Raw genomic sequence first — 23,126 nt, 5'->3', positions numbered from 1 at the left:
CGCCTACGCCTGGAGACTTTTCCATGAAATCATTTCGTCGCCACACCGAAAGCCATCGCACCGACAGCATCGGCTGGCTGCGTGCGGCCGTACTGGGCGCCAACGACGGCATTGTGTCCACCGCAAGCCTGCTGGTGGGCGTGGCGGCGGCGGGCGCCAGCCCCGGAACCCTGTTGGTGACAGGCGTAGCCGGTCTGGTGGCCGGTGCGATGTCGATGGCCGCGGGCGAATATGTGTCGGTGTATTCCCAGGCCGATACCGAGGCAGCCGATTTGTCGCGGGAGCGTTCCGAGCTCGAAGCCGATCCGGTGGCTGAAACCCGCGAACTGACGGCAATTTACGTCGGCCGGGGGCTGGAGCCAGCGCTCGCGCAGCAGGTGGCCACCCAGCTGATGGCCCACGACGCACTGGGGGCCCATGCACGGGATGAACTGGGTATTTCCGAGGCTTTCACCGCCAAACCGGTTCAGGCCGCTTTGGCATCGGCTGCCAGCTTCGCGGTTGGTGCTGCTCTGCCACTGGGCATCGCGTGGCTGGCACCGGCGGCCAGCCTGATGGTCTGGGTGGGACTCACGTCCTTGTTGTTTCTGGCCTTGCTGGGAGCCGTGGCCGCGCGTGTGGGCGGGGCGTCAATGGCGGTCGGTGCGTGGCGCGTCACGTTCTGGGGTGCACTCGCCATGGTCATCACCGCAGGGGTCGGCCGGCTGTTTGGCGCAGTGGTCTAGTGGTTATCTGGCTGAGGCACGAATGGGCACAGAGCAACAGAAGGCAGCGGTCGAGCTTACGGTCTTCCGAGAGTTCATCTTCAAGGCAGGTATCTCCATCGACCCAGAGAGCGTCAGCAAGCCAGGCGCGCAGTCTGAACCCGACATCTTCTGCACGTTGATCAGTGGAGAGCAGGTTGCGTACGAGCTCGTTGAGATCTGCTCATCAGATATTGCAGCCACCCTTTCCAAGCTTCGGACTGGCGGCTCAACAGCCTTGGCCACATCCGATCCAACGGAAAAGACGCTTCGGCAGAAACTGCATAAAACCTACCGAACCACGCTCCCTATTGAACTGCTTTGCTACACGAATGGTCGTACCGTCAGCCCAGATGATCTGATTCTTGGTGAAGCACAGCGCTGGGCCAGCGCAATTGACGGCCCGTTCAGGAAAGTTTGGCTTCTGGGTGAGAAAGGTGTCTATGAAGTGTGGTCAGCCAGCTAACCCTTCCATCACGAGGACGTCACCCGGCAAGCCGGGTGACGCCTCTCATGTCAAACGTTAAAGCTTGCGGGCTGGCCGCTCAGGCTGCGCCATGGCCTTGCTGCCTCACTGCGCCCGAGACAGCCGCGCAGGCATGAAAAAGCCCGCGTGAAGCGGGCTCGAAGCGTCCGGGTATGACGCCTGGTGTGTGCCTGAGGAGTATCAGGCCGCGAGAGCGGCGTCGGGCTGGTTGGCCGCCGTCTGCGTCTGCACGGTGATTTCAGCCGCAGCAGCGGTGAGTGCGGCAGCCTTCGCGGCTTCGCCCATGGCTAGGCCTTCAGCGCGCACAAAGCGCACGTCGGTCACGCCGAAGAAGCCAAAAATCGTCTGCAGGTAGCTCTCCTGGTGCTCCAGGGCGCGCATGGCGTCGCTGGTCGAATACACACCGCCGCGAGCCGACGCAACGATGACGGTCTTGCCGCCAGCCAGACCCACCGGGCCTTTGTCGGTGTACTTGAAGGTGCGGCCCACCTGGGCGACGCGGTCGATCCAGGCCTTGAGCTGGGTCGGCACGGCGAAGTTGTAGAGCGGTGCACCGATCACGACCACATCGGCGGCGAGGAATTGGGACACCAGTGCCTCGGACACCGCGTTTTCGCGTCGTTGCACATCGGTCAGCACGGCATCGGCTGGTGCCCTAAAGCCCAGCGAGTCGGCCGACAGGTGGCTGGGTGTGTCGACGGCCAGGTCCAGGTAGTCCACCTCGGTGCCGGGGTGGCTGGCGCGCCATGACGCCACGATCTGGGCCGTGAGCTGGCGCGAGACCGAGTTGCCGCCCAGGATGCTGGAGTCGATGTGAAGAAGTTTGCTCATGATGGATTCCTTTCGGTGGGGTTCAGCGCGTGCGATGAGCCCGGGGTGTTTCGGGTTGTGGCCGTGTTCACCATGAATCGCAGCCATGGATAGATTGTCTTGGCGGGTTGATGATTTGATAAGTCATCAAAATTACGATTGATTGTCCTGCTGGTGAGACAATAGGTCTCCATACTGACTTTTCCAGGAAGCCCCATGCAGGACCTCAACGACATGCTGTATTTCGCCGAAGTGGTGGCGCAGGGCAGCTTTGCCGGTGCCGCGCGGGCCTTGGGCTTGCCCAAATCCCGCCTGTCACGCCGCGTGGCCGAGCTGGAGGGCCGTCTGGGTGTACGGCTTTTGCAACGCACCACCCGCAAGCTGTCGCTGACGCAGGTCGGCGAGGTGTACTTGCGCCACTGCAGCGCCATGCGTGAAGAAGCGCTGGCGGCCGCCGACGCCGTGGCACAGATGCAGGTGGAGCCACGCGGCACCCTGCGCATCACCTGCCCGGTGACGTTGGCGCAGAACACGCTGGGTTACCTGATCCCGCAGTTCATCGCGATGTACCCTCTGGTCAAAATCGACATGCGGGTGACCAACCGCGTGGTGGATCTGGTGGAGGAGGGCGTCGACATCGCGCTGCGGGTGCGCCCCACGCTGGAAGACAGCGGCAGCCTGGTGGTGAAGAACCTGGGTGCTGGAACCGGCTCGCTGATGGCCAGCCCGGCCTTGCTGGCCCGACATGGGCGGCCGGAGACACCGCAAGACCTGGCCCGGTTTGATACGGTGGCCATGTCATGGGCCGATGGGCGATCGTCGTGGGACCTGATCGGGCCCGAGGGGCAGGAGGCGATGGTCCACCATCAGCCGCGCTTTGTGGCCGACGACCTTCAGACCCTCAAGCTCGCTGTACTGGCAGGCACTGGCGTGGGGTTTTTGCCGGATTCCATGAGTCTGGCCGAGCAGCGCGCACAGCTGCTGGTGCCAGTGCTGCCCGGCTGGAGCACCCGCCCGGGCATGGCCCATGCGGTGTTCCCCACGCGCCGGGGGCAGGTGCCGGCGGTCAGGAAGTTTCTTGATTTTCTGGGGGCACACATGCAGGGCGAGCGCATTGTGTGATGGCGTTTCTCCGGGTGTGGCGGCGGTACGTGCCCTGTCCATTCGGGCAGTCTGGAGACGGCCCTATATTCAATTAAATGGATAAATTAAGAGCGATATATTCTTTGTTGTTTTAAGTGGTCGTCTCCACAATGCGTTCTCTCAGCCTCACGCAGGAGAAACGCATGACCCCCGTCAGATTCGGCGACACCGCCCATCGCTTCATTCAGGACCCGATCACCGGCACCGCTTTCGGGCCGCAGTCGGCTCGGCGCGCCTGCAAGACGCTGTTTTCGACTTCGGCCGGGCGAGGCGCGACGCCGCAGCCCCTGCGTTAACCACGGGGCCGACCGCAGTGCGTTTCATCATTGTTCCCGGCTGGCGTGACTCTGGCCCCGGCCACTGGCAAAGCCTGTGGGCCGAGCGCCTGCCTGGCGCAGTGCGCGTGAAGCAGGACGACTGGATCACGCCGACCCGGCAGGCCTGGGTGCACAGCATTGCCCGCACCATCGAGGAGCAGGGCGAGCCCGTCATCGTGATTGCCCACAGCCTGGGTTGCATTGCCACGACCCATTTGCCCGCCAGTGCGGTGCGCTGCATTCAGGGGGCACTGCTGGTCGCGCCGGCGGATCCGGAGCGCCGCGCGGTACTGAGCGACTTCGCACCGGTTCCTTTCCAGAAGCTGCCTTACCGCAGCGTGCTGGTGGCCAGCAGCAACGACCCGTATTGCCCGATTCGTCTGGCCGGTGCTTACGCCCGGGCCTGGGGCAGCGAATTTGTGCGCATGCAGGACGCCGGGCACATCAACGTCGAATCAGGCCATGGTGAATGGCCGCTGGGTGCCGCGCTGCTGCAGTCGCTGGCCGGTGAGCCAACGCTGGTACCCATGGCTTCAAGTGTTGCTTCAGGTGCTTCTTTTCAGTCTTCAACCTCTCTCCGTTCTTTTCAAACCGCATGAATTCCACTCTCAAAACTTCCATCGCAGCCCTCGCCTTTGCGGCTGCAGGCATGACTTCGGCCCAGACCCTGCTCAACGGCTCGTATGACGTCGCGCGTGAGTTCTACAAGGAATACAACGCCGCCTTCATCGCCCACTACAAAAAGACCACCGGCAAGGACATCAAGATCGACCAGTCGCACGGCGGCTCGAGCGCGATTGCACGCTCGGTGGCTGACGGCCTGGATGCCGATGTGGTGACGATGAACACCAGCACCGACGTGGATTTCCTCGCGGGCGCCGGCGTGGTGGCCAAGGACTGGGCCAAGCGCTTTCCGGGCAATGCCTCGCCCACCACGTCGACCATGCTGTTCCTGGTGCGCAATGGCAACCCCAAGCGGATCAAGGACTGGGACGACCTCATCAAGCCCGGCATCCAGGTGATCGTGGTCAACCCCAAAACCGGGGGCAATGGCCGCTACACCTATCTTGCCGCCTGGGGCTATGCGAAGAAGAAGGGCGCCACCGACGCACAGGCCGCCGAGTTTGTGGGCAAGCTCTACTCAAACGTCCCGGTGCTGGGCAAGGGCGGCCGCGACGCGACCACCGTGTTCCTGCAGCGCAACATTGGCGACGTGCTGATCACCTTCGAATCGGAAGTGCTGTCGGTGAACAAGGAGTTCGGCGAAGGCAAGGTAGATGCGGTATACCCGTCCATCAGCATCCTGGCCGAGAACCCGGTCGCGGTGGTGGAACGCACTGTCGCCAAAAAGGGCACGACCGATCTGGCCAAGGCCTATCTGGATCATCTTTACTCGGATGAAGGGCAGGAGATTGCAGCCCGCCACGCGCTTCGTCCCCGCTCGCAGGCGGTGCTGAAAAAATACGCCAACACCTTCAAGCCGGTGCAATTGTTCACGGTGCAGGAACTGTTCGGCTCACTCAGCGAAGCGCAGAAAGTGCACTTCAATGACGGCGGCCAGTTTGATCGGCTTTACACCGTCAAGTAAGCGGTCAGCTCCATGAGTTCCCTGACTTCCACCGCGCCGGGCGCGGCGGTGCCGCCCCACCAGCCGGCTGCAGGCAAGCGCCCGGTCCGCCGGGTATTACCCGGTTTTCACCTCACACTGGGCTACACCGTGCTGTACCTCAGCCTGATCGTGCTGATTCCGATTTCGGCGCTGTTCTTCAAGACCTTCTCGCTGACCTGGGAGCAATTCTGGTTGGCCGTGACCTCGCCGCGCGTGCTGGCCTCGTACCGTCTGACGTTCGGCGCCTCGCTGCTCGCGGCGCTGGTCAATCTGGTGTTTGGACTGTTGGTGGCCTGGGTTTTGGTGCGCTACAGCTTTCCCGGCAAGAAACTGGTGGATGCGCTGGTCGATCTGCCGTTTGCCTTGCCCACTGCCGTGGCGGGCATTTCGCTCACGGCCTTGCTGGCGGGTAATGGCTGGATTGGCCAGTACCTGGAGCCCATGGGCATTAAGCTGGCCTTCACGCCTGCCGGTGTGGTGATTGCCCTGATCTTCATCGGCTTGCCGTTTGTAGTGCGCACCGTGCAGCCGTTGCTGGAGGACGCAGAGAAAGAGCTTGAGGAGGCCGCCACCTCGCTGGGCGCCACGCGTCTGCAGATTTTCATTCGCGTCATCCTGCCGCACATTGCGCCGGCGCTGCTCACCGGTTTTGCCATGGCCTTTGCCCGGGCGATTGGGGAGTACGGCTCGGTCATTTTCATCGCTGGCAACATGCCGATGATTTCCGAGATCACGCCGCTGATCATCATCGGCAAGCTGGAGCAGTACGACTACGCCGGCGCGACCGCCGTCGCAGTGGTGATGCTGGTGATTTCGTTTGCTTTGCTGCTCGTCATCAATGCGCTGCAAGCCTGGCAACGGCGCCTTTCGGGGGCCCCGGCATGAGCACCACAACAACGATTCGGCAAAGCCGTTCCAGCACCACCGAAGCGCCCTGGGTTCGCTACACCCTGATCGCACTCGCCCTCGGTTTTGTATTGCTTTTTCTGGTGTTGCCGCTGGCAGCCGTGTTCACTGAGGCCTTGCGTAAGGGCTTTGGCGCGTATCTCGCGGCATTGCGGGAACCCGATGCGTGGTCCGCGATACGCCTCACGTTGATCGCAGCCGCCATTGCGGTGCCGCTGAACCTGGTGTTTGGTGTGGCCGCCGCCTGGGCGATTGCCAAGTACGAATTCCGTGGCAAGTCATTCCTGACCACGCTGGTGGATCTGCCGTTTTCCGTCTCGCCAGTGGTCGCGGGTCTGGTCTATGTGCTGGTGTTCGGTGCGCAGGGCTGGTTCGGGCCCTGGCTGCAGGCCAACGATGTGAAGATCATTTTTGCGGTGCCCGGCATTGTGCTGGCCACGGTGTTCGTGACCTTCCCCTTCATCGCCCGCGAGCTGATCCCGCTGATGCAGGCCCAGGGCAACGACGAGGAGCAGGCCGCCATCGTGCTCGGCGCTACCGGCTGGCAGACCTTCTGGCATGTCACGCTGCCCAACATCAAGTGGGGCCTGATTTACGGCGTGATTCTCTGCAACGCACGGGCCATGGGCGAGTTTGGCGCGGTGTCGGTGGTTTCGGGCCACATCCGTGGGCAAACCAACACCTTGCCCCTGCACGTTGAAATTCTTTACAACGAATACCAGTCGGTAGCCGCGTTTGCCGTGGCGTCACTGCTGGCCATTCTGGCGCTGGTGACGCTGGTCATCAAATCGGTCGCCGAGTGGCGCCACGAAGCCGAGATGAAAGCTGCAGCCGAACTGCCCCCCGAGCGACCAAGGCCGGTTCTGGCCACCGCCACAGCCAGCTGAGCGCTGGCCCGCACAGATCAAAGGACTCCCCATGAGCATCGAAATACGCAACGTCAGCAAACACTTTGGCAACTTCCAGGCACTCGGCGATGTCAGCCTGGACATCGAATCGGGCGAACTGGTTGCCTTGCTGGGCCCCTCGGGCTGCGGCAAGACCACGTTGCTGCGCATCATTGCCGGGCTGGAAACCGCTGACCGCGGCAGCATTCTCTTCAGCGGCGAAGACACCACCGACGTGCATGTGCGTGAGCGGCAGGTCGGCTTTGTGTTTCAGCACTACGCGCTGTTCCGCCACATGACGGTGTTCGAGAACGTCGCCTTCGGTCTGCGCATGAAGCCGCGCGGCCAACGGCCCTCTGAGGCGCAGATCAAGGAAAAAGTGCACGCGCTGCTCAATCTGGTTCAGCTCGACTGGCTGGCTGACCGGTTTCCGTCACAGCTTTCCGGCGGGCAACGCCAGCGCATTGCCCTGGCGCGCGCGCTGGCGGTGGAGCCCAAGGTGCTGCTGCTCGACGAACCCTTTGGCGCGCTCGACGCCAAGGTGCGCAAGGAACTGCGCCGCTGGCTGCGCCGCCTGCACGATGACCTGCATGTGACCAGCATTTTCGTGACCCACGATCAGGAAGAGGCGCTCGAAGTGGCCGACCGCGTGGTACTGATGAACCAGGGGCAGGTCGAGCAGATCGGCTCACCGCAGCAGGTGTGGGACCACCCGGCCAGCCCGTTTGTGTATGGCTTTCTGGGTGATGTGAATCTTTTTCACGGCCGTGCCCATGAAGGCGAGGTCTATCTGGGCGGACAGCTCAATAAGGGCACGCGCATCAATTCCCCTGAGCACGCCAGCGCGCAGGACGCGAAGGCGCTGGCCTATGTGCGACCGCATGACCTCGACGTGCAGCGCTATGCGCCGGGCGCCGAAGGCATCGCCGTGCATCTGGAGCGCGCCATTGTCATCGGCCCGATGGCCCGGCTGGAACTGGCGCCTAGCGAAGGCCATGTGCAGCAGGGCAGTGCATCCGATGACCACCTGATCGAGGCGCAAATCCCGTCGCAGCAATTCAGGGACATGGGCCTGCGCGAGGGCGACATGCTGGTGGTGACGCCGCGCAAGGCGAGGGTGTTTGTGCAGGCCTGAAACCGGCTTCGTCACGAACCGGTTTGATGGCTGACGTAAAGGTGATCGATCAGGTCGCAGGGGGCTACGCACCAAAGCTTCAGGAACTTATTGCCGATCCCGCCCACGAACCATCAGACAATTCACCCATTGCTGATTTCAAGGGACCCTGATGTTTTTGACGTATTTCGACGCCATGCCCCGCCGTGTTCTGGCGCTGATTGCTGCGGCCTGCGTGGCCATGCTGGCGTTTGGCCTGTACCTGCAGCATGGGCTGGGTCTGGAGCCATGCCCCATGTGCATCGTGCAGCGTTACGCGCTGATCGGCGTGGCTTTGCTGGCGGGCCTCACGGCCTTTACCAAAAGCCGCGGGCTGCTGGTCACAGGCTCGGCTCTGATGGTGCTGATGGCCGGCTTTGGTGCCTTCGTGGCGGCGCGGCAAAGCTTTCTGCAGTGGTATCCGCCGGAGGTTGCCTCCTGCGGCCGCGACTTCTACGGAATGATCGAAACCTTTCCGCTCAAGCGCGCGATTCCGATGATCTTCAAGGGCAGTGGCGACTGCACCAAGATCGACTGGACCTTTCTGGGTGGCTCGATCGCCAACTGGTCTTTCGTGTGCTTTGTGGTGATGGGTCTGGTGGGCCTGACACTGATGGTGCGGCAGCTGCGGGCGCGCTGAATCGTTCTGCGCTGATGCCAGGGCCCGGCAACTTGCCGGGCTTTTTTATTGGGAGTTTCATTTTTCAATTAAATCAATGGCTTACTGTTAAATCCTCATGTTGAGCTGGTCTCTCCGAAGTGAGTTTCCAGGTCTCTGAAAGGATATTTCCCAAGAGTACAAAGCTGACTTTATACTGTACATAAATACAGTATTTGATCATGTTTTTGGGCTCACCATGCTTTCCAGTTCTCCTCTCGATCTCGCCTCGCCGGCACTTGCCGACGTCTGGCGCGCGGGCGAGTTGGGCGGCGTCAGCCAGTCGGTGCAGGCCACGGGCTACGCCAGTCTGGACACCGCACTGCCCGGCGGCGGTTGGCCACAAGGCGCATTGATCGAGTTGCTACAGCCGCAGGCGGGTGTGCATGAGTGGGGCTTGCTGGCACCTGCACTGGCAGCTGTTCAGCAGGCAGAGCCGGCTCAATGGCTGGTGCTGGTGGGCGCGCCTCAGGTGCCGTTTGGTCCGGCGCTGGGGGCGCAGCAGTTGCAGATGCTGCAGTTGCTCAGCGTTCAGGGGCGGCCAGGCGATGCACCTTCGCTGCTGTGGGCCACGCGCGAGGCGCTGCAGTGCGCCGATGTGTCTGCCGTGCTGGCCTGGCTGCCTCATGCCCGCAGCGCGCACCTGCGCCGCTTGCAGATCGCAGCCCATGCACACCACAAGCTGCTGTTTGTCTTCCGGCCACTGCGGGCGCAACAGGAGTCGTCGCCCGCGCCGCTGCGCCTGCGGCTGGAAGGCACAGTCAGTGAAATGGGCAACCTGCAGGTGGATGTCTTCAAGCGCCGCGGTCCGCCGCTGGCGGCACCGGTTCTGCTCGACACCCGGCCTGCGCGGCTGGCCGCCTTGCTGGCTGCGAGTCGTGAAAGGGCCCGGCAAAAGCGCGAAGAACTGTCCACTGTTCAAGCGCCGTCCCGGTTGCCGCTGTCTTCGTGGCCCGCCATTCCATCGCAAAGCCCTGTTCATGCGCTGCTGGATCGCATTGCATATTTCCATCACCACTGAGCCGACAGTTCCCGCTCAGCCCGGTGCTGCGGTGATGGACGAGGCTGCTTTGCAGCAAGCGCTGGTCAGTCTGGCGCTGGGCTTTACCCCGCATGTCGCGCTGGTGGACGAGGCCGTGTTGCTGGACGTGACCGGCAGCCTGCGCCTTTTTGGCGGCTTGGCCAGCCTGATGCAAGCGCTGGCGAAGCGCACGGAGGCGTTTCTCGACATGCATCAACTCCAGGCCCAGCTCGCCCGGGCGCAAGGCGCCAACTCGCTGGTCGCGCTGGGCAGATTGCGTCATCAGGCCAGAACGTCAAATGGCATCCAGCGCGTCGCTGACTTGCCTCTGTACACCCTGACCGCCGCCAGACCGCACCTTGATGTGCTGGAGCGCATTGGCTGCCGCCACTGGGGCGACCTGCTAAACCTGCCGCGCGACGGCATGGCCCGGCGATTCGGGGCCGGGCTGCTGCAGGCGCTGGACCGCGCCCGCGGCAGCGCACCAGACGACTACCCCTGGCTGACGCTGCCTGAACACTTTGAGGAAAAACTGGAGCTCAATGCGCTGGTCACCCAGGCGCCAGCGCTGATGACAGGTGTGGCGGGCCTACTGGTGAAACTGCAGGCCTGGTTGATCGGTCGCCAGAGCGGGCTGTGCGCGCTCAAGCTCATCTGGCACCTGGACAAACGCCGCGACGTGGCGCCCACCGGCGAGCTGGAGGTGCGCACCGCCCAGCCCGCGCAGGACTTGCGGCATGTGAGCCGTCTGATCGCCGAGCATCTGGCGCAGCAGGTGTTGCCCGCGCCCGTGCATGCGCTGACGCTGCGCTCGCTGGTCACCGAGAGCCTCACAGACTCTGCTGCCGCCACGGCCAGCCTGCTGATGGAAGAACGCCGGCAGGGCGACAGCGTGGTGGAACTGGTCGAGCGGCTCAGTGCGCGTTTGGGTGATGCCAAGGTGCAGGCCTGGGAGGCCTGCAACGACCACAGGCCTGAACAGATGCAGCGCTGGATCCGTGCTGCGGAGGTGTTCAAGACACGGCGGACCCTGAAATCTGCCGTGCGTCGCACAGGTCCCATGACCTCATCCATGGCATCAGGCCAGACGGAAGCCTTGTACCCCACCTGGCTGCTGCCCGAGCCGCTGCAGCTGCAGACCGTGGGCAACAGTCCGGTGTACCAGGGCAAGCTGACGCGTTTGGCCGGGCCGCAGCGGCTGGAAGCTGCCGAATGGCTGCTGGCCGAGGGCAGCACCGCCCGGCAGGCAGGGCTGTGTGCCCGGCCTTGGGCCTTACGTGACTACTTTGTCTACCGCAGCCAGCAAGGCAGCTTGCTGTGGATTTACAGCGAACGGTTGGGTTCTGCGCAGCAGCAAGCCCGGCAACGCGCCTGGTATCTGCATGGGTTTTTCACCTGAGATGTCAGCCCCAACGTCTGCGCAAACGTCTGCCCACGCGCTGCCTGACTACGCGGAGCTGCACGCTTTAAGCAACTTCAGCTTCCAGCGCGGGGCCTCGCACGCCGAAGAGCTGGTTGAAAGGGCGTTCGAGCTGGGCTACACGGCACTGGCCATTACCGACGAATGCTCGGTCGCCGGAGTGGTGAGGGCGCATGAAGCCGCGAAGGCCTGCGGAATCCAGCTGCTGCCGGGGGCTGAGTTTCTGGTGCAGTCAGCAAGCCATCAAAACGGAGCTTTCAGGCTGGTGGTCTTGCCCCACAACGCCGCAGGCTGGGGCCATCTGTGCGAGTTCATCACCGAGGCCCGGCGCGTGGGTGACTTGCAGGACAAAGGCAGCTACCGCGTCGCGCTGGGAGAGACCGACTTTTCGCGTTTGACCGACTGTGAAATCCTGCTGGCGCCTTTGCACGGAAGTGGTGTCGGGCTTCAGACTGAAGCGCTTTGCAGCCATGTCGATTGGGCGCTCAAGCTGTTTGGTGCCCACGTCTGGCTGGCCGTGGAGCTGCTGCAGGGCCTGGACGACGCGCTGCGCCTGCAGCAGCTGCAGCAGGTGGCCCAGCGTACCGGCATCCGCTTGGTGGCGGCCGGTCAGGTGCTGATGCACAAGCGCTCACGCAAGCCGCTGCACGACGTGATGACAGCCATCCACTTGGGGCAGCCGGTGCACAGCTGCGGCCTGGCACTGCAGCCCAATGCCGAGGCACATTTGCGGCCCCGCATGCGGCTGGCCGACATTTACCCAGCCAGTCTGCTGCGCGCCACGCTGGAAGTGGCGGCGCGCTGCACCTTCAGCCTGGATGAAATCCGCCATCTTTACCGCTACCCGGTGGAAGGCGTTGTACCCAGTGAAGAAACGCCTTCGCAGTGCCTGCGGCGGCTGACGGCAGAGGGCGTGCACGAGCGGTTTCCGGACGGTGTTCCAGACCTGGTTCGAACCCAGATCGACAAGGAACTGGCGCTGATCGAAGCGCTGGAATACGAGATGTTTTTCATCACGGTGCACGATATCGTGCGCTTTGCGCGCAGCCAGGGCATTCTGTGCCAGGGGCGCGGCTCGGCGGCCAATTCGGCTGTGTGTTTTTGTCTGGGCATCACGGCCATCAACCCGACCGAAAGCGCGCTGCTGTTCGAGCGCTTCATCAGCCGCGAACGCAGCGAGCCGCCGGATATTGACGTGGACTTCGAGCACCAGCGGCGCGAGGAAGTCATCCAGTACATCTACGAAAAATACGGGCATGACCGCGCCGCCATTGCCGCCACGGTGATTCGCTACCGGCCGCGCAGCGCCATCCGCGATGTGGGCAAGGCGCTGGCCATCGAGCCGGCATTGATCGACCAGTTCGCCAAAGAGCATTTCTGGTTTGACGGCAGCGAGGTGCTGGAAGAAAAAATCCGCCAGCTCGGGTTAACGGGCCAGAGTGGGCCGGTGCTGCAGTGGCTGGAGCTGTCGGCGCAACTGATCGGCTTTCCGCGCCACCTCAGCCAGCATGTGGGCGGCTTTGTGCTGACGCAGGGCAAGCTGACGCGGTTGGTGCCGGTGCAGCCAGCGTCGATGGAAAACCGCCGCATCATCCAGTGGGACAAGGACGATCTGGACGCCATGGGCCTGCTCAAGGTCGATGTGCTGGCGCTGGGCATGCTGTCGGCCATCCAGCGCTGTCTGCATCTGGTGGAAGAGCTGCGGAAGAAGCCTTTGCAGATGCATGAGATCGAAGGCGAAGACGAGCAGACCTACGACATGATCTGCCAGGCCGACACCGTGGGTGTGTTCCAGATCGAGAGCCGTGCACAAATGTCGATGCTGCCGCGCCTGCAGCCGCGCACCTATTACGACCTGGTGGTGGAAGTCGCCATCGTGCGGCCGGGGCCAATTCAGGGCGGCATGGTGCACCCGTACCTGAAGGCGAGGGAGCTCAAACGCAGCGGCAAGGAGATTGTGTTTGAGTACCCCGCGCTCAAGCCTGCGCTGGAGCGCACCCTGGGCGTGCCGATTTTTCAGGAGCAGGTGATGCAGATTGCCATGATCGCGGCCGACTTCACGCCGGGCGAGGCCGACGACCTGCGCCGCTCCATGGCGGCCTGGAAGCGCAAGGGAGGGGTGGAGCGCTTTCATGACCGCCTGACCCAGGCCATGGTGCGCAAGGGCTACAGCCCGGCATTTGCCGAGCGCATCTTCAGCCAGATCCGTGGCTTTGGCGAATACGGTTTTCCGGAAAGCCATGCCGCCAGTTTTGCCAAGCTGGTGTACGTGAGCTGCTGGCTCAAGTGCCACGAGCCCGCCTGCTTTCTGGCGGCCATGGTCAATTCGCAGCCGATGGGGTTTTATTCGCCGTCCCAGCTGGTGCAGGATGCGCGCCGGCACGGCATCGAGGTGCGGGCGGTGGACGTGATGCACAGCCAGTGGGATTGCACGCTGGAGCCGGCCAGCGATACGGCCTTGCTGGCCACCTATCCGGACATTCGCGCCGGGCAGCCTGCCGTGCGGCTGGGCCTGCGTCTGGTTGCCAGCCTCTCGGAAGCCTCCGCGCAGCGCATCGTGACCGCGCGAGTCCAGGCGCCTTTCACGTCCACGGAAGACCTGGTGTCACGCGCCCGGCTGGACGCACGGGACATCAACGCCCTGGCGGCGGCTGATGCACTGCTGCCGCTGGCGGGCCACCGGCGCCAGCAGGTGTGGCAGGCCTCGGCCATCAAGCCGGCACCCGAGCTGTTCCGGGCGGTGCCCACGCATGAAACCGCTCTGGCCTTGCCCGACACGCCTGAGGGCGAGAACATCCTGTTCGACTACCGGTCCACCGGCCTCACGCTGCGCCGTCACCCGCTGGCACTGCTGCGGCCCCGGCTGGCCCGGCGCGGCATGCTCAGCGCCGAAGCGCTCAATGCTCTGCCCGATGGTGAGCCCGTGTCGGCCTGCGGCATTGTCACCATGCGCCAGCAGCCGCAAACCGCCAAGGGCACCATCTTTGTCTCACTGGAAGACGAGACCGGCTCGGTGAATGTGATCGTGTGGAAGTCGCTGCGTGAGACGCAGCGCGCCGAAGTGCTGCATGCGCGCCTGCTGGCCGTGCATGGCATCTGGCAGCGCAGCGAGGAAAGCGGCACCGCTGCAGGTTACGGCGCGGTGCGCAATCTGGTGGCGCACCGGCTGGAAGACCTCACGCCGCTGCTGGGGCGGCTGGGGACCTCGAGCAGGGACTTTCATTGAGCCCAGGGCAAAGAACGAAGGTCGGCGTTGCCTAGCTCAGGTCGTTGCCATGCAGCCTTCGGGCTTGAACACCCGCTCGGTCGATGCCGGGTATTTGGCCAGCTTGCTGGCGGGCCGGCGCGGGCGTGCCACCAGTTCACCTCCGCAATTGGGGCAGGTGCTGCTCAGCCGGGTGCTGGCGCAGTCAGCGCAGAAGGTGCATTCAAAAGTGCAGATGCGCGCATCGGGCGACTCGTTGGGCAAGTCCTTGTTGCAGCATTCGCAATTGGGTCTGAGTTCCAGCATGGCAGTTCTCCCTGATTGGTTTTGGAGCTGCTATTGAATCCCAAAACACCATGGGACTTCAAGTGAGTTTCTTGACGAGCACCTGACTCTTGCGGTCCCAGTTGTACTTGCGTTTGCGCGCTTCTGGCAGCCAGTCTGGATCGACCTGCACAAAGCCGCGCTTGATGAACCAGTGCATCGTGCGGGTGGTCAGCACAAAAATGCTCTGCAGGCCGGCGGCGCGGGCGCGCTGCTCGATGCGTTTCAAGATCTTCTCGCCGTCGCCCTGGCCCTGGCTCTGGGGCGACACCGTGAGCGCGGCCATCTCGGCGGTCTTGCCTTCGGGGTAGGGGTAGAGCGCCGCGCAGGCAAAGATCACGCCGTCGTGTTCGATGATGCTGTAGTTGGCCACGTCGCGCTCGATCTCGGTGCGGCTGCGCTTGACCAGTGTGCCGTCGTTTTCAAACGGCTCGATCAGCTGCAGGATGCCGCCCACGTCGTCCTCGGTGGCTTCGCGCAGCTCTTCAAGCTTCTCGTCGATCACCATGGTGCCGATGCCGTCGTGCACATAAATCTCCAGCAGCAGTGAGCCGTCCACCGCAAAAGGCAGGATGTGGCTGCGCTCCACACCGGCCTTGCAGGCCTTCACGCAGTGCTGCAGATAAAAAGCGGTGTCGGTCGGGCGCTCACCGATGGGCAGGCTGGCCAGCAGTTTTTCGGCAGCGGCCAGCGGCAGCTCAGTGTCAATCGGGTTGTCGTCGCTTTCGGGCTGGTCCGGGTGGATGCGGATGCCCGGGATCTCACTGAGAAAAATCAGCTTGTCGGCCTGCATGGCAATGGCCACCGAGGTGGCGACTTCTTCCATGGTGAGGTTGAATGCTTCGCCTGTCGGCGAAAAGCCAAACGGCGACAGCAGAACCATGGCGCCGAAATCGAGCACGCGGCCAATCGCGGCGGTGTCCACCTTGCGCACCAGGCCCGAATGCCGGAAATCCACGCCGTCCAGAATGCCAACCGGGCGCGCGGTGATGAAGTTGCCCGAGATCACCCGCACCGTGGAGCCGGCCATCGGCGTGTTGGGCAGGCCCTGGCTGAAGGCGGCTTCAATCTCATAGCGCAGCTGGCCAGCGGCTTCCTGCGCGCAGTCGAGCGCTACCTCGTCGGTGATGCGCATGCCGTGGGAGTATTTCGCTTCATGTCCCTTGGCGCGCAGTTGTTCGTTGACCTGCGGGCGAAAACCGTGCACCAGCACGATCTTCACGCCCATGCTCTGGATCAGCGCCAGGTCCTGGGCGATGTGGTGCAGCTTGCCGGCCGCGATGGCCTCGCCGGCGATGCCCACCACAAAGGTCTTGCCGCGGTGCGTGTGGATGTACGGCGCAACCGAGCGGAACCAGGGCACAAAGGTGAAATTGAAGACGGCGGACATGGGCGCGCTTTCGGGGTCAATGGAAGGTCGGGCCGCCAGCCGAGGGGACAGGACTGCATCCATGTCTGCCCCATCCGGCCGGGCAAAAACTGCGGGAATCAGGTTTTTCGAGTGTAAAGGACCTCACCTGCGCTGAAATGCCGTTGGCGGCACCCCTTGGAGGTCGATTGCGTTTGCCTGACAGGCGCGGTATGGTCGGACCCCATGGACCAATGGGTGAGTGGATTCTGGGGCGCGTATTTCGGCGCTGCAGCCTTGATGCTTGCAGGCGCGGTCTTTGCCTTCACCCGCGGCGTCCGGCGCGTGGCGGTAAATGCCGCGATGTCGGGTATCGCTTCGACGTTCTTCGTGGTCGCCTTTCTCGGCGGCCTGCCGATTGGCAACGACGATCTGCTGGCCCGCTTTCTGGCCCATGTGGCATGTGCGGTGTCGGCGGTGCTGGCCTATCTCCTGTTTGCCATTCTCGGCGTGCTACGCGAGCGTGCTGTTCGTCGCAAGACGGCCATCGGGCTGGCCCTGCTGGCCTGGGGGGTCATGGCGCTGGGCTGGCTGGTGCCACCGATTGCGGCTTTGCAGATGGGCATGACCATGGCGCTGGGGCTGGGTGTCCTGGCCCTGGCGCTGACGCTGCGCGGCGTGGTGCGCGGCGACCGCATGGCATGGGCCGCAGTGACCGGTGTGACGCTGATGCTGATCGCCATTGGTGGTCTCGGATGGATCGCCCTGGAGCGACCCAACGCGCCTTGGCAGGTTCACGCGATCAGTGCGCTTGCCGGAATGGCTTACCTGGCCACCATGGCGGGTGTGATGTGGACGCGCTACTCTTACCTGATCGAGCTCAACGAGGTCATGGCCCATGGGCCGAGCTACGACCCGGTGACGCGGATGCGGCTTTACACGCTGCCGGGCCAGACGCTGGAGCAGACGCTGCACCAGATCACGACCGACGGCGCACCGCTGGGGGCAGTGGCCATCACCATTGCCAACCTGTATGTGCTCAAGAAGCTCTACGGCCTGCCTGCGGTGAACCATGCGCTGTTTGTCTCGGCGGGCCGGCTGCGACGCTCGGTGCCTTCCGGAGTGCATGTCGGGCGGCTGGGCAACGACACCTTTTTGCTGCTGGTGCCCCAAGGTGCCGACAGCGGGCGGCTGCTGCGCATGGCGCGCAATGTGCTGGTCCGGCTGTCAAAGTCGGTAGTGCTCAACACCAGCCTGCAGGCTGGTGCGCTGGAGCAGCAGCAGACCCACTGGGCGGCTGAGCTGGGCGTAGGCGTCATGCGGCTGCCCAAGGCGGACCCCTTGTCAGCCGGTGAAGCGGTGGTCATGGCCTGCAAGATGGCCAGTACGGCGGTCAGCTACCCGAGTCGCCTGGCGTGGTTTGACCATGGCAGTGGCGAAATCGTGGACATGCCGCCCACGCTCTACTGAACATCGCTGTAGTCTGGGCCAGTCACTAAGGGGGCAGGCGGCTGCACAGGGCCGATAATTCACGCTCCGGGCGTTGACGACTGATCAGCCCCTGCCAATTCACTGCCTGCCGCGTTGCCCTTGTCACCCCTTTCCATCACTTTTCCAGAGTCACTGCCGGTTTCCGGCAAGCGCGACGAGATCACTGCCGCGATGACCGCGCACCAGGTCGTCATCGTCTGCGGCGAAACCGGCTCCGGCAAGACCACCCAGCTGCCCAAGATCGCGCTGGCCATGGGCCGCGGCAAGCTCAATTACCCACAAGGTCAGGGCCGGCTGATCGGCCACACGCAACCGCGACGGATTGCGGCGTCCAGCGTCGCCAAACGCATTGCCGAGGAACTGAAAACCCCACTTGGCGAGGTGGTGGGCTACAAAGTCCGCTTCCAGGACCGCCTGAGTCGCGACGCCTCGGTCAAGTTGATGACCGACGGCATTTTGCTGGCCGAAACCCAGACCGATCCGCTGCTCAAGGCCTATGACACCCTCATCATTGACGAGGCCCACGAGCGCAGCCTGAACATCGACTTTTTGCTGGGCTACCTGCGCCAGTTGCTGCCGCGTCGGCCTGATCTGAAGGTGGTCATCACCTCGGCGACGATTGATGCGCAGCGGTTTGCGGATTACTTTGCATCCAGCAAGGGGCCTGCACCCGTGATCATGGTTTCGGGAAGGATGTTCCCGGTCGAGCAGCGTTACCGGCCGTTCGAGGAGTCGCGCGACCACGACCTGAACGACGCGATTGCCGATGCCGTCGATGAGCTCTGGCAAAGCCCGCACAGTGCTGGCGACATTCTGGTGTTCCTGCCCGGTGAGCGTGAAATCCGCGAGGCGGCCGACCATTTGCGCAAGCACCTCGCGAACCAGCCGCTGACGCGCAATGCCGAGGTGCTGCCGCTGTTTGCGCGCCTCAGCCAGGCCGAGCAGGACCGCATTTTTGACGGTCATACCGGGTGTCGCATCGTGCTGGCCACCAACGTGGCCGAGACCTCGCTCACCGTGCCCGGCATCCGCTATGTGGTGGATGCCGGCACGGCACGGGTGAAGCGCTACAGCTTCCGCAGCAAGGTCGAGCAGTTGATGGTGGAACCGATTTCGCAGGCGGCGGCCAACCAGCGGGCAGGGCGCTGCGGCCGGGTGGCCGACGGCATTTGCATCCGGCTGTATGAAGAGCAGGACTTCCTAGGGCGGCCGCGCTTCACCGACCCGGAGATTCTGCGTAGCTCGCTGGCGTCGGTGATTCTGCGCATGAAGGCCCTACACCTCGGGGCGGTGGAAGACTTCGCTTTCATTGAGCCCCCGCAGCGCCGCGCCATCGCCGACGGCTACCAGCTGCTGGCCGAGCTGGGCGCGGTGGATGAGCAGAACGAGCTCACGCCGGTGGGGCGCACATTGGCCAAACTGCCGCTCGATCCGCGCGTGGGCCGCATGATCCTTGAAGCCCGGGACCGGCAGGCGCTCGACGAAGTGCTGGTGATTGCCAGCGCACTCAGCGTGCAGGACGTGCGCGATCGCCCCATGGACAAGCAGGCCCAGGCCGATCAGCAGCACGCCAAGTTTGACGACGAGAAGAGCGAGTTCAGCGGCTACCTCAAGCTCTGGAAGTGGCTGGGCGATTCACGCGGTGGCCATGACGCCATTCACAAACTGACGAATCGCCAGTACGAAAACCTGCTGCGCGAGAACTACATCAACATCCGCCGGGTGCGGGAGTGGCGCGACATTCACTCCCAGCTCCACACCGTTGTGGCTGAACAGAAATGGGTTCTCAACGATAAGCCGGCCAGCTATGAGCAACTGCATTTGTCCATGCTGTGCGGATTGCTCGGCAACATCGGCTGCAAGAGCGATGAAGAAGACTGGTACCTGGGCGCACGCGGCATCCGCTTTTACCGCCACCCCGGTGCGCGGCTGAGCAAGAAGCCGGGCCGCTGGATCGTGGCGGCCGAGCTGGTCGAGACCACCCGCCTGTTTGGTCGCGGGCTGGCCAACATCGACCCGGCCTGGATCGAACAGGTGGCCGGCCACCTGCTGGCCAGACAGATGCTGGACCCGCACTGGGAAAAGAAGGCGGCACAAGTCACGGCGCTGGAGCGCGCCACGCTCTATGGTCTGGTGGTTTACAACAACCGGCGCGTCAATTTCGGCCGGGTGGACCCGGTCGCGGCGCGCGAGATTTTCATTCGCGAAGCGCTGGTGGCTGGCAACTGGGACACCAAGCTGCCGTTTCTCGCGGCGAATCAAAAGTTGATCCAGCAGGTGCAGGATCTGGAGCACAAGGCCAGACGCCAGGACGTGCTGGTCGATGAAGAGCTGATCTACGCGTTTTACGACCAGCAGATTCCGGCCGATATCTGTAGCGGTGCCAGCTGCGAGCACTGGTACCGCGACGAGGTGAAAAAGCAGCCGCAACTGCTGCTGCTTACCCGCGAAGAGCTGATGCGCCACGAGGCGGCAGGCATCACCACGCAAGCCTTTCCCAAAATGCTGCGGCTTGGCGGTGTGGACTGCAAGGTCACCTACCTGCACGAGCCGGGCGATACCCGTGACGGCGTGACGGTGGACGTGCCGCTGTTTGCGCTGAACCAGGTCAATGAAGAACGCTGCGAATGGCTGGTGCCCGGCATGCTCAAGGACAAGGTACAGGCGCTCATCAAGACCCTGCACCAGCGGCCACGCTCGCGGCTGGTGCCTTTGCCCGACACCGCAGCGCGCATGACCGGCCTGTTGCTGGAGCCTGCGCTGTACGGCAGTGGCTCGCTGACTGACGCTGTGCTCAAGCTGGTGCGTGATGCGACCTCGCTGGACATCAAGCGCAATGACATGAAGCTGGACATGCTGCCGCCGCATCTCTTCATGAATTTCCGGGTGGTGGACGAGCATGGCCGCCAGCTCGGTACAGGCCGCAACCTGGGGGCGCTCAAGGGCGAGCTGGGTTCACAGGCGCGCGGTGCTTTCCAGGCCCTGGCCGGGTTGAAGAGCTTGGTGCCGGCGGGTCCGGCTGAGGCGGCTTCGGAAGCCCCGCAGGGCCAGGCAGCCAGGTCGCGCACAGCGGGGCAGTCTGCACCCGCCCCTGAAAAGTCAGTGCCCCGCACCGTGGAGCGCTACACCCAGTGGACCTTCGGCGAACTGCCGGAGCTGATGGAAATCCGCAAGGGCGGGCAGACGCTGATCGGCTTTCCGGCGCTGATTGACCTGGGCGATGCGGTCACCATCGAGGTGTTTGACGAGCCCGATGTGGCCGCAGCCAAACACCGCGCCGGTCTGCGCCGCCTGTTCGCGCTGCAGATCCGTGATGCACTGAAGTACCTCGAGAAGAACCTGCCCGATCTGCAGAAGATGGCCACCAGTTTCATGCTGGTCGGCCGCGCAGCAGACAACTCGGGCGGCGGTACGCTGGAGGAGCTGCGCGAGCAGATCATCGAGGTCGCTCTGGACCGCGCCTTTCTGCTCGACCCCTTGCCCACAGATGCGGCAGCCTTCAAGCAGCGCGTGGACGACGGCCGGGGCCGCCTCACACTGATCGCCAGCGAAGTCGCGCGTCTGGCAGCAGGTATCCTCGCCGAGTTCGCAGTGGCCCAGCGCAAGATCAAGGACAGCAAGAACGCCGCCGAGGCAGCGGCCGATGCGGCCCAGCAGCTCCAGCGTCTGGTGCCGAAACGATTTTTGAGCACGACGCCATACGCCCAGCTGCAGCACTTCGCGCGTTACCTCAGGGCCATCACGCTGCGACTGGAAAAGTGGCGCGCCGACCCGGCACGTGATGCAGCCCGCATGGCAGAGTTGCGGCCGCAGGAGCAGCGCTACTGGCGACTGGTGGCTGAACGCAAGGGCGCAGTCGATGCCCGCATGCAGGAGTTCCGCTGGCTGCTGGAAGAACTGCGCGTCAGCTTTTTCGCGCAGGAGTTGCGCACGCCTCAGCCCGTCAGTATCAAGCGCTTGGACAAGGTATGGGCTCAACTGAACAGTTGAGCCCATGCCTTTCAGTGAAGGCTAACAATTACCGAAGACTTGTTATGCCGGAACTAAAAAGTCCGTTAGCAGCTGAACAGCTGACGCCACACTTTATCGATCACCAATAAGAAAAGGGCCTTGCGTTTGCAAGGCCCTTTTTTGTGACTCGGTCGGCTGGTTTAAATGCGACCCATCAGCAGCAGCACGATCAGGATGATCACGACGAGGCCGATGCCGCCGCTGGGTCCGTAACCCCAATTGCGGCTGTGGCCCCAGCTGGGCAGGGCGCCAACGAGAATCAGGATGAGAACGATGAGCAGGATGAGGGAAAGGGACATGAAGGCACTCCAATTGTTGTGCCCCCATTCTTGGCGCTGCCCGCTCTGCGCCCAAGGGGCCAATGGCCTGCCTGGGCGTCAGGAGATACCTACAGTCGGCTTCTACAGCTTGGCCAGGCGATCCAGCGCGGTCTGCAGGGTTTCATCCTTCTTGGCAAAGCAGAAGCGCACCACGCGCTGGTCAAAGCCGTTGCCATAAAACGCCGACAGCGGGATGGCGGCCACACCGATGTCGGTGGTCAGCCATTTGCAGAAATCGGCTTCGTTCAGGTCGCTGACAGCTGAAATGTCGACGCACTGGAAGTAGCTGCCTTCGCTGGGCAGCAGCTTGAAGCGGGTCTTCGCCAAGCCAGCGCGGAACAGGTCGCGCTTGCGCTGGTAGAACGCTGGTAAGTCCAGGTATGGGGCGGGGTTGGCGATGTAGCTGGCCAGGCCGTATTGCACCGGTGTGTTGACGGTGAACACATTGAACTGGTGCACCTTGCGGAATTCGGCCGTCAAGGCTGCGGGCGCGGCAACGTAGCCCACTTTCCAGCCGGTGACGTGGTAAGTCTTGCCAAAGCTGCTGACGATGAAGGCCCGTGCGGCCAGACCCGGAAAGCGCGCGGCGCTCTGGTGCACGCGCCCGGCGGCGGCGTCGAACACCATGTGCTCGTACACCTCGTCGCTGATCAGCAGCACGTCGGTGGGCGCCAGGATGTCCTGCAGCTTCAGCATGTCGGCTTCGGTCCACACCGTGGCGCTCGGGTTGTGCGGCGAGTTCACGATGATGGCGCGGGTGCGGGGCGTGATGGCCGCAGCAATCTTGTCGAAATCAGGCCGGAAGGTGCCCGGCGTCAGGGGAACGCGCACCACCACGCCACCGGCCAGTTCAATGTTGGGCACGTAGCTGTCGTAGCAGGGCTCCAGCACGATGACTTCGTCGCCCGGGTGGACGATGGCCAGAATTGCCGTCAGGATGGCCTGCGTGGCGCCGGCGGTGATAGTGATCTCGCTGTTGGCGTCATAGACCCGACCGTACAGGCTCGCGATCTTGGCCGAGACGGCTTCGCGCAGCACCGGCACGCCCGTCATCGGCGGGTACTGGTTCAGACCGCGCGTCATGGCGTCGGTCACCGCGTTGACGAGCGCCGGATCACATTCAAAATCCGGAAAGCCCTGGCCGAGGTTGACGGCGCCTTTTTCGCTGGCCAGTGCAGACATCACCGTGAAGATGGTGGTGCCAACGGCTGGCAGGCGGGTTTGCAGGGAAGGGGTGCGTTCAAGAACAGTGGTCATGGCGATGCGGTGTAAG

The 23,126-nt window shown here is 63.5% G+C and carries 20 protein-coding genes; 15 read left to right on the top strand and 5 right to left on the bottom strand.

The features are described 5' to 3' along the window. The first annotated feature begins 23 nt into the window (after positions 1-23). Together AAG793_RS03935 and AAG793_RS03930 are read left to right on the top strand one after the other, a co-directional pair. Positions 24-725: a VIT family protein gene (locus AAG793_RS03935; protein WP_341904300.1), complete on the top strand. Its 702-nt coding sequence runs from the start codon at positions 24-26 to the stop codon at positions 723-725. 22 nt (positions 726-747) lie between these two features. Further along, positions 748-1,209, top strand: coding sequence for a hypothetical protein (locus tag AAG793_RS03930; RefSeq protein ID WP_341904298.1), 462 nt, complete (start codon positions 748-750; stop codon positions 1,207-1,209). Between the two features lie 201 nt (positions 1,210-1,410). Here AAG793_RS03930 and AAG793_RS03925 read toward each other — a convergent pair whose 3' ends face one another. Further along, entirely contained in the window at positions 1,411-2,061 is a 651-nt protein-coding gene (locus tag AAG793_RS03925) for an NAD(P)H-dependent oxidoreductase (RefSeq protein ID WP_341904296.1), read from the bottom strand. 195 nt (positions 2,062-2,256) lie between these two features. Here AAG793_RS03925 and AAG793_RS03920 point away from each other — a divergent pair, with 195 nt between their 5' ends. From AAG793_RS03920 to AAG793_RS03870, 11 genes are all read left to right on the top strand, one after another. Further along, positions 2,257-3,162 (top strand): LysR family transcriptional regulator, encoded by a 906-nt coding sequence (locus AAG793_RS03920; protein WP_341904294.1) that lies wholly within the window; start codon positions 2,257-2,259, stop codon positions 3,160-3,162. A 164-nt stretch (positions 3,163-3,326) separates the two neighbouring features. Further along, positions 3,327-3,479 (top strand): hypothetical protein, encoded by a 153-nt coding sequence (locus tag AAG793_RS03915; protein WP_341904292.1) that lies wholly within the window; start codon positions 3,327-3,329, stop codon positions 3,477-3,479. A gap of 17 nt (positions 3,480-3,496) precedes the next feature. Next, positions 3,497-4,099: an alpha/beta hydrolase gene (locus tag AAG793_RS03910; RefSeq protein WP_341904290.1), complete on the top strand. Its 603-nt coding sequence runs from the start codon at positions 3,497-3,499 to the stop codon at positions 4,097-4,099. Further along, positions 4,096-5,088, top strand: a complete 993-nt coding sequence (locus AAG793_RS03905; protein ID WP_341904288.1) for a sulfate ABC transporter substrate-binding protein — start codon at positions 4,096-4,098, stop codon at positions 5,086-5,088. Before AAG793_RS03910 ends, AAG793_RS03905 begins: the two co-directional genes overlap by 4 nt. A 12-nt stretch (positions 5,089-5,100) precedes the next feature. After that, the gene (gene cysT / locus AAG793_RS03900) at positions 5,101-5,994 is read left to right on the top strand and encodes a sulfate ABC transporter permease subunit CysT (protein WP_341904286.1); all 894 of its coding nucleotides are present in this window, start codon (positions 5,101-5,103) and stop codon (positions 5,992-5,994) included. Next, the gene (cysW, locus tag AAG793_RS03895) at positions 5,991-6,902 is read left to right on the top strand and encodes a sulfate ABC transporter permease subunit CysW (RefSeq protein WP_341904284.1); all 912 of its coding nucleotides are present in this window, start codon (positions 5,991-5,993) and stop codon (positions 6,900-6,902) included. Before cysT ends, cysW begins: the two co-directional genes overlap by 4 nt. Positions 6,903-6,933: 31 nt before the next feature. Continuing rightward, the gene (locus AAG793_RS03890) at positions 6,934-8,037 is read left to right on the top strand and encodes a sulfate ABC transporter ATP-binding protein (protein ID WP_341904280.1); all 1,104 of its coding nucleotides are present in this window, start codon (positions 6,934-6,936) and stop codon (positions 8,035-8,037) included. 151 nt (positions 8,038-8,188) lie between these two features. After that, positions 8,189-8,695 carry a disulfide bond formation protein B gene (locus AAG793_RS03885; protein ID WP_341904278.1) on the top strand — a complete coding sequence of 169 codons (507 nt, stop codon included), beginning with the start codon at positions 8,189-8,191 and terminating at the stop codon, positions 8,693-8,695. Positions 8,696-8,912: 217 nt separating this feature from the next. Next, on the top strand, positions 8,913-9,734 hold the full coding sequence (gene imuA, locus AAG793_RS03880) for a translesion DNA synthesis-associated protein ImuA (protein WP_341904276.1): 822 nt from the start codon (positions 8,913-8,915) through the stop codon (positions 9,732-9,734). Then, entirely contained in the window at positions 9,694-11,133 is a 1,440-nt protein-coding gene (locus AAG793_RS03875) for a DNA polymerase Y family protein (RefSeq protein ID WP_341904273.1), read from the top strand. Before imuA ends, AAG793_RS03875 begins: the two co-directional genes overlap by 41 nt. Then, the gene (locus AAG793_RS03870; RefSeq protein WP_341904271.1) at positions 11,117-14,380 is read left to right on the top strand and encodes an error-prone DNA polymerase; all 3,264 of its coding nucleotides are present in this window, start codon (positions 11,117-11,119) and stop codon (positions 14,378-14,380) included. The genes AAG793_RS03875 and AAG793_RS03870 overlap by 17 nt, the downstream gene beginning before the upstream one ends. 36 nt (positions 14,381-14,416) lie before the next feature. Here AAG793_RS03870 and AAG793_RS03865 read toward each other — a convergent pair whose 3' ends face one another. Both AAG793_RS03865 and argA read right to left on the bottom strand, forming a co-directional pair. Beyond that, positions 14,417-14,665, bottom strand: coding sequence for a DUF1272 domain-containing protein (locus AAG793_RS03865; RefSeq protein ID WP_341904267.1), 249 nt, complete (start codon positions 14,663-14,665; stop codon positions 14,417-14,419). 58 nt (positions 14,666-14,723) lie between these two features. Next, positions 14,724-16,073 carry an amino-acid N-acetyltransferase gene (gene argA, locus AAG793_RS03860; protein WP_341904264.1) on the bottom strand — a complete coding sequence of 450 codons (1,350 nt, stop codon included), beginning with the start codon at positions 16,071-16,073 and terminating at the stop codon, positions 14,724-14,726. A 204-nt stretch (positions 16,074-16,277) separates the two neighbouring features. Here argA and AAG793_RS03855 point away from each other — a divergent pair, with 204 nt between their 5' ends. Both AAG793_RS03855 and hrpA read left to right on the top strand, forming a co-directional pair. After that, positions 16,278-17,501 carry a GGDEF domain-containing protein gene (locus tag AAG793_RS03855; RefSeq protein WP_341904262.1) on the top strand — a complete coding sequence of 408 codons (1,224 nt, stop codon included), beginning with the start codon at positions 16,278-16,280 and terminating at the stop codon, positions 17,499-17,501. Between the two features lie 120 nt (positions 17,502-17,621). After that, a complete protein-coding gene (gene hrpA, locus AAG793_RS03850) occupies positions 17,622-21,512 on the top strand; it encodes an ATP-dependent RNA helicase HrpA (protein ID WP_341904259.1) in 3,891 nt (1,296 codons plus the stop codon). 161 nt (positions 21,513-21,673) lie between these two features. On the opposite strand, the gene AAG793_RS03845 is transcribed toward hrpA, so the two are convergent. Both AAG793_RS03845 and AAG793_RS03840 read right to left on the bottom strand, forming a co-directional pair. Beyond that, positions 21,674-21,832, bottom strand: coding sequence for a DUF3309 family protein (locus AAG793_RS03845; RefSeq protein WP_084181217.1), 159 nt, complete (start codon positions 21,830-21,832; stop codon positions 21,674-21,676). A gap of 102 nt (positions 21,833-21,934) precedes the next feature. Beyond that, on the bottom strand, positions 21,935-23,110 hold the full coding sequence (locus AAG793_RS03840) for a pyridoxal phosphate-dependent aminotransferase (protein WP_341904257.1): 1,176 nt from the start codon (positions 23,108-23,110) through the stop codon (positions 21,935-21,937). Between the last annotated feature and the right edge of the window lie 16 nt (positions 23,111-23,126).

The sequence above is a fragment of the Polaromonas sp. YR568 genome (assembly GCF_943372955.1).
In the GTDB taxonomy this organism is placed as follows: Bacteria; Pseudomonadota; Gammaproteobacteria; order Burkholderiales; family Burkholderiaceae_C; genus Polaromonas.
The sequence above is the reverse complement of the archived record's forward strand: the minus strand, read 5'-3'. Positions and strand labels throughout refer to the sequence as shown.

Coding starts and splice junctions, on each gene's coding strand:
- cysT (WP_341904286.1), top strand. CDS start 5,101: ATGAGTTCCCTGACTTCCACCGCGCCGGGCGCGGCGGTGCCGCCCCAC.
- AAG793_RS03845 (WP_084181217.1), bottom strand. CDS start 21,832: ATGTCCCTTTCCCTCATCCTGCTCATCGTTCTCATCCTGATTCTCGTT.
- AAG793_RS03930 (WP_341904298.1), top strand. CDS start 748: ATGGGCACAGAGCAACAGAAGGCAGCGGTCGAGCTTACGGTCTTCCGA.
- AAG793_RS03925 (WP_341904296.1), bottom strand. CDS start 2,061: ATGAGCAAACTTCTTCACATCGACTCCAGCATCCTGGGCGGCAACTCG.
- AAG793_RS03870 (WP_341904271.1), top strand. CDS start 11,117: ATGGGTTTTTCACCTGAGATGTCAGCCCCAACGTCTGCGCAAACGTCT.
- imuA (WP_341904276.1), top strand. CDS start 8,913: ATGCTTTCCAGTTCTCCTCTCGATCTCGCCTCGCCGGCACTTGCCGAC.
- AAG793_RS03935 (WP_341904300.1), top strand. CDS start 24: ATGAAATCATTTCGTCGCCACACCGAAAGCCATCGCACCGACAGCATC.
- AAG793_RS03915 (WP_341904292.1), top strand. CDS start 3,327: ATGACCCCCGTCAGATTCGGCGACACCGCCCATCGCTTCATTCAGGAC.
- AAG793_RS03865 (WP_341904267.1), bottom strand. CDS start 14,665: ATGCTGGAACTCAGACCCAATTGCGAATGCTGCAACAAGGACTTGCCC.
- AAG793_RS03840 (WP_341904257.1), bottom strand. CDS start 23,110: ATGACCACTGTTCTTGAACGCACCCCTTCCCTGCAAACCCGCCTGCCA.
- cysW (WP_341904284.1), top strand. CDS start 5,991: ATGAGCACCACAACAACGATTCGGCAAAGCCGTTCCAGCACCACCGAA.
- AAG793_RS03905 (WP_341904288.1), top strand. CDS start 4,096: ATGAATTCCACTCTCAAAACTTCCATCGCAGCCCTCGCCTTTGCGGCT.
- argA (WP_341904264.1), bottom strand. CDS start 16,073: ATGTCCGCCGTCTTCAATTTCACCTTTGTGCCCTGGTTCCGCTCGGTT.
- AAG793_RS03890 (WP_341904280.1), top strand. CDS start 6,934: ATGAGCATCGAAATACGCAACGTCAGCAAACACTTTGGCAACTTCCAG.
- AAG793_RS03855 (WP_341904262.1), top strand. CDS start 16,278: ATGGACCAATGGGTGAGTGGATTCTGGGGCGCGTATTTCGGCGCTGCA.
- AAG793_RS03875 (WP_341904273.1), top strand. CDS start 9,694: ATGCGCTGCTGGATCGCATTGCATATTTCCATCACCACTGAGCCGACA.
- AAG793_RS03885 (WP_341904278.1), top strand. CDS start 8,189: ATGTTTTTGACGTATTTCGACGCCATGCCCCGCCGTGTTCTGGCGCTG.
- AAG793_RS03920 (WP_341904294.1), top strand. CDS start 2,257: ATGCAGGACCTCAACGACATGCTGTATTTCGCCGAAGTGGTGGCGCAG.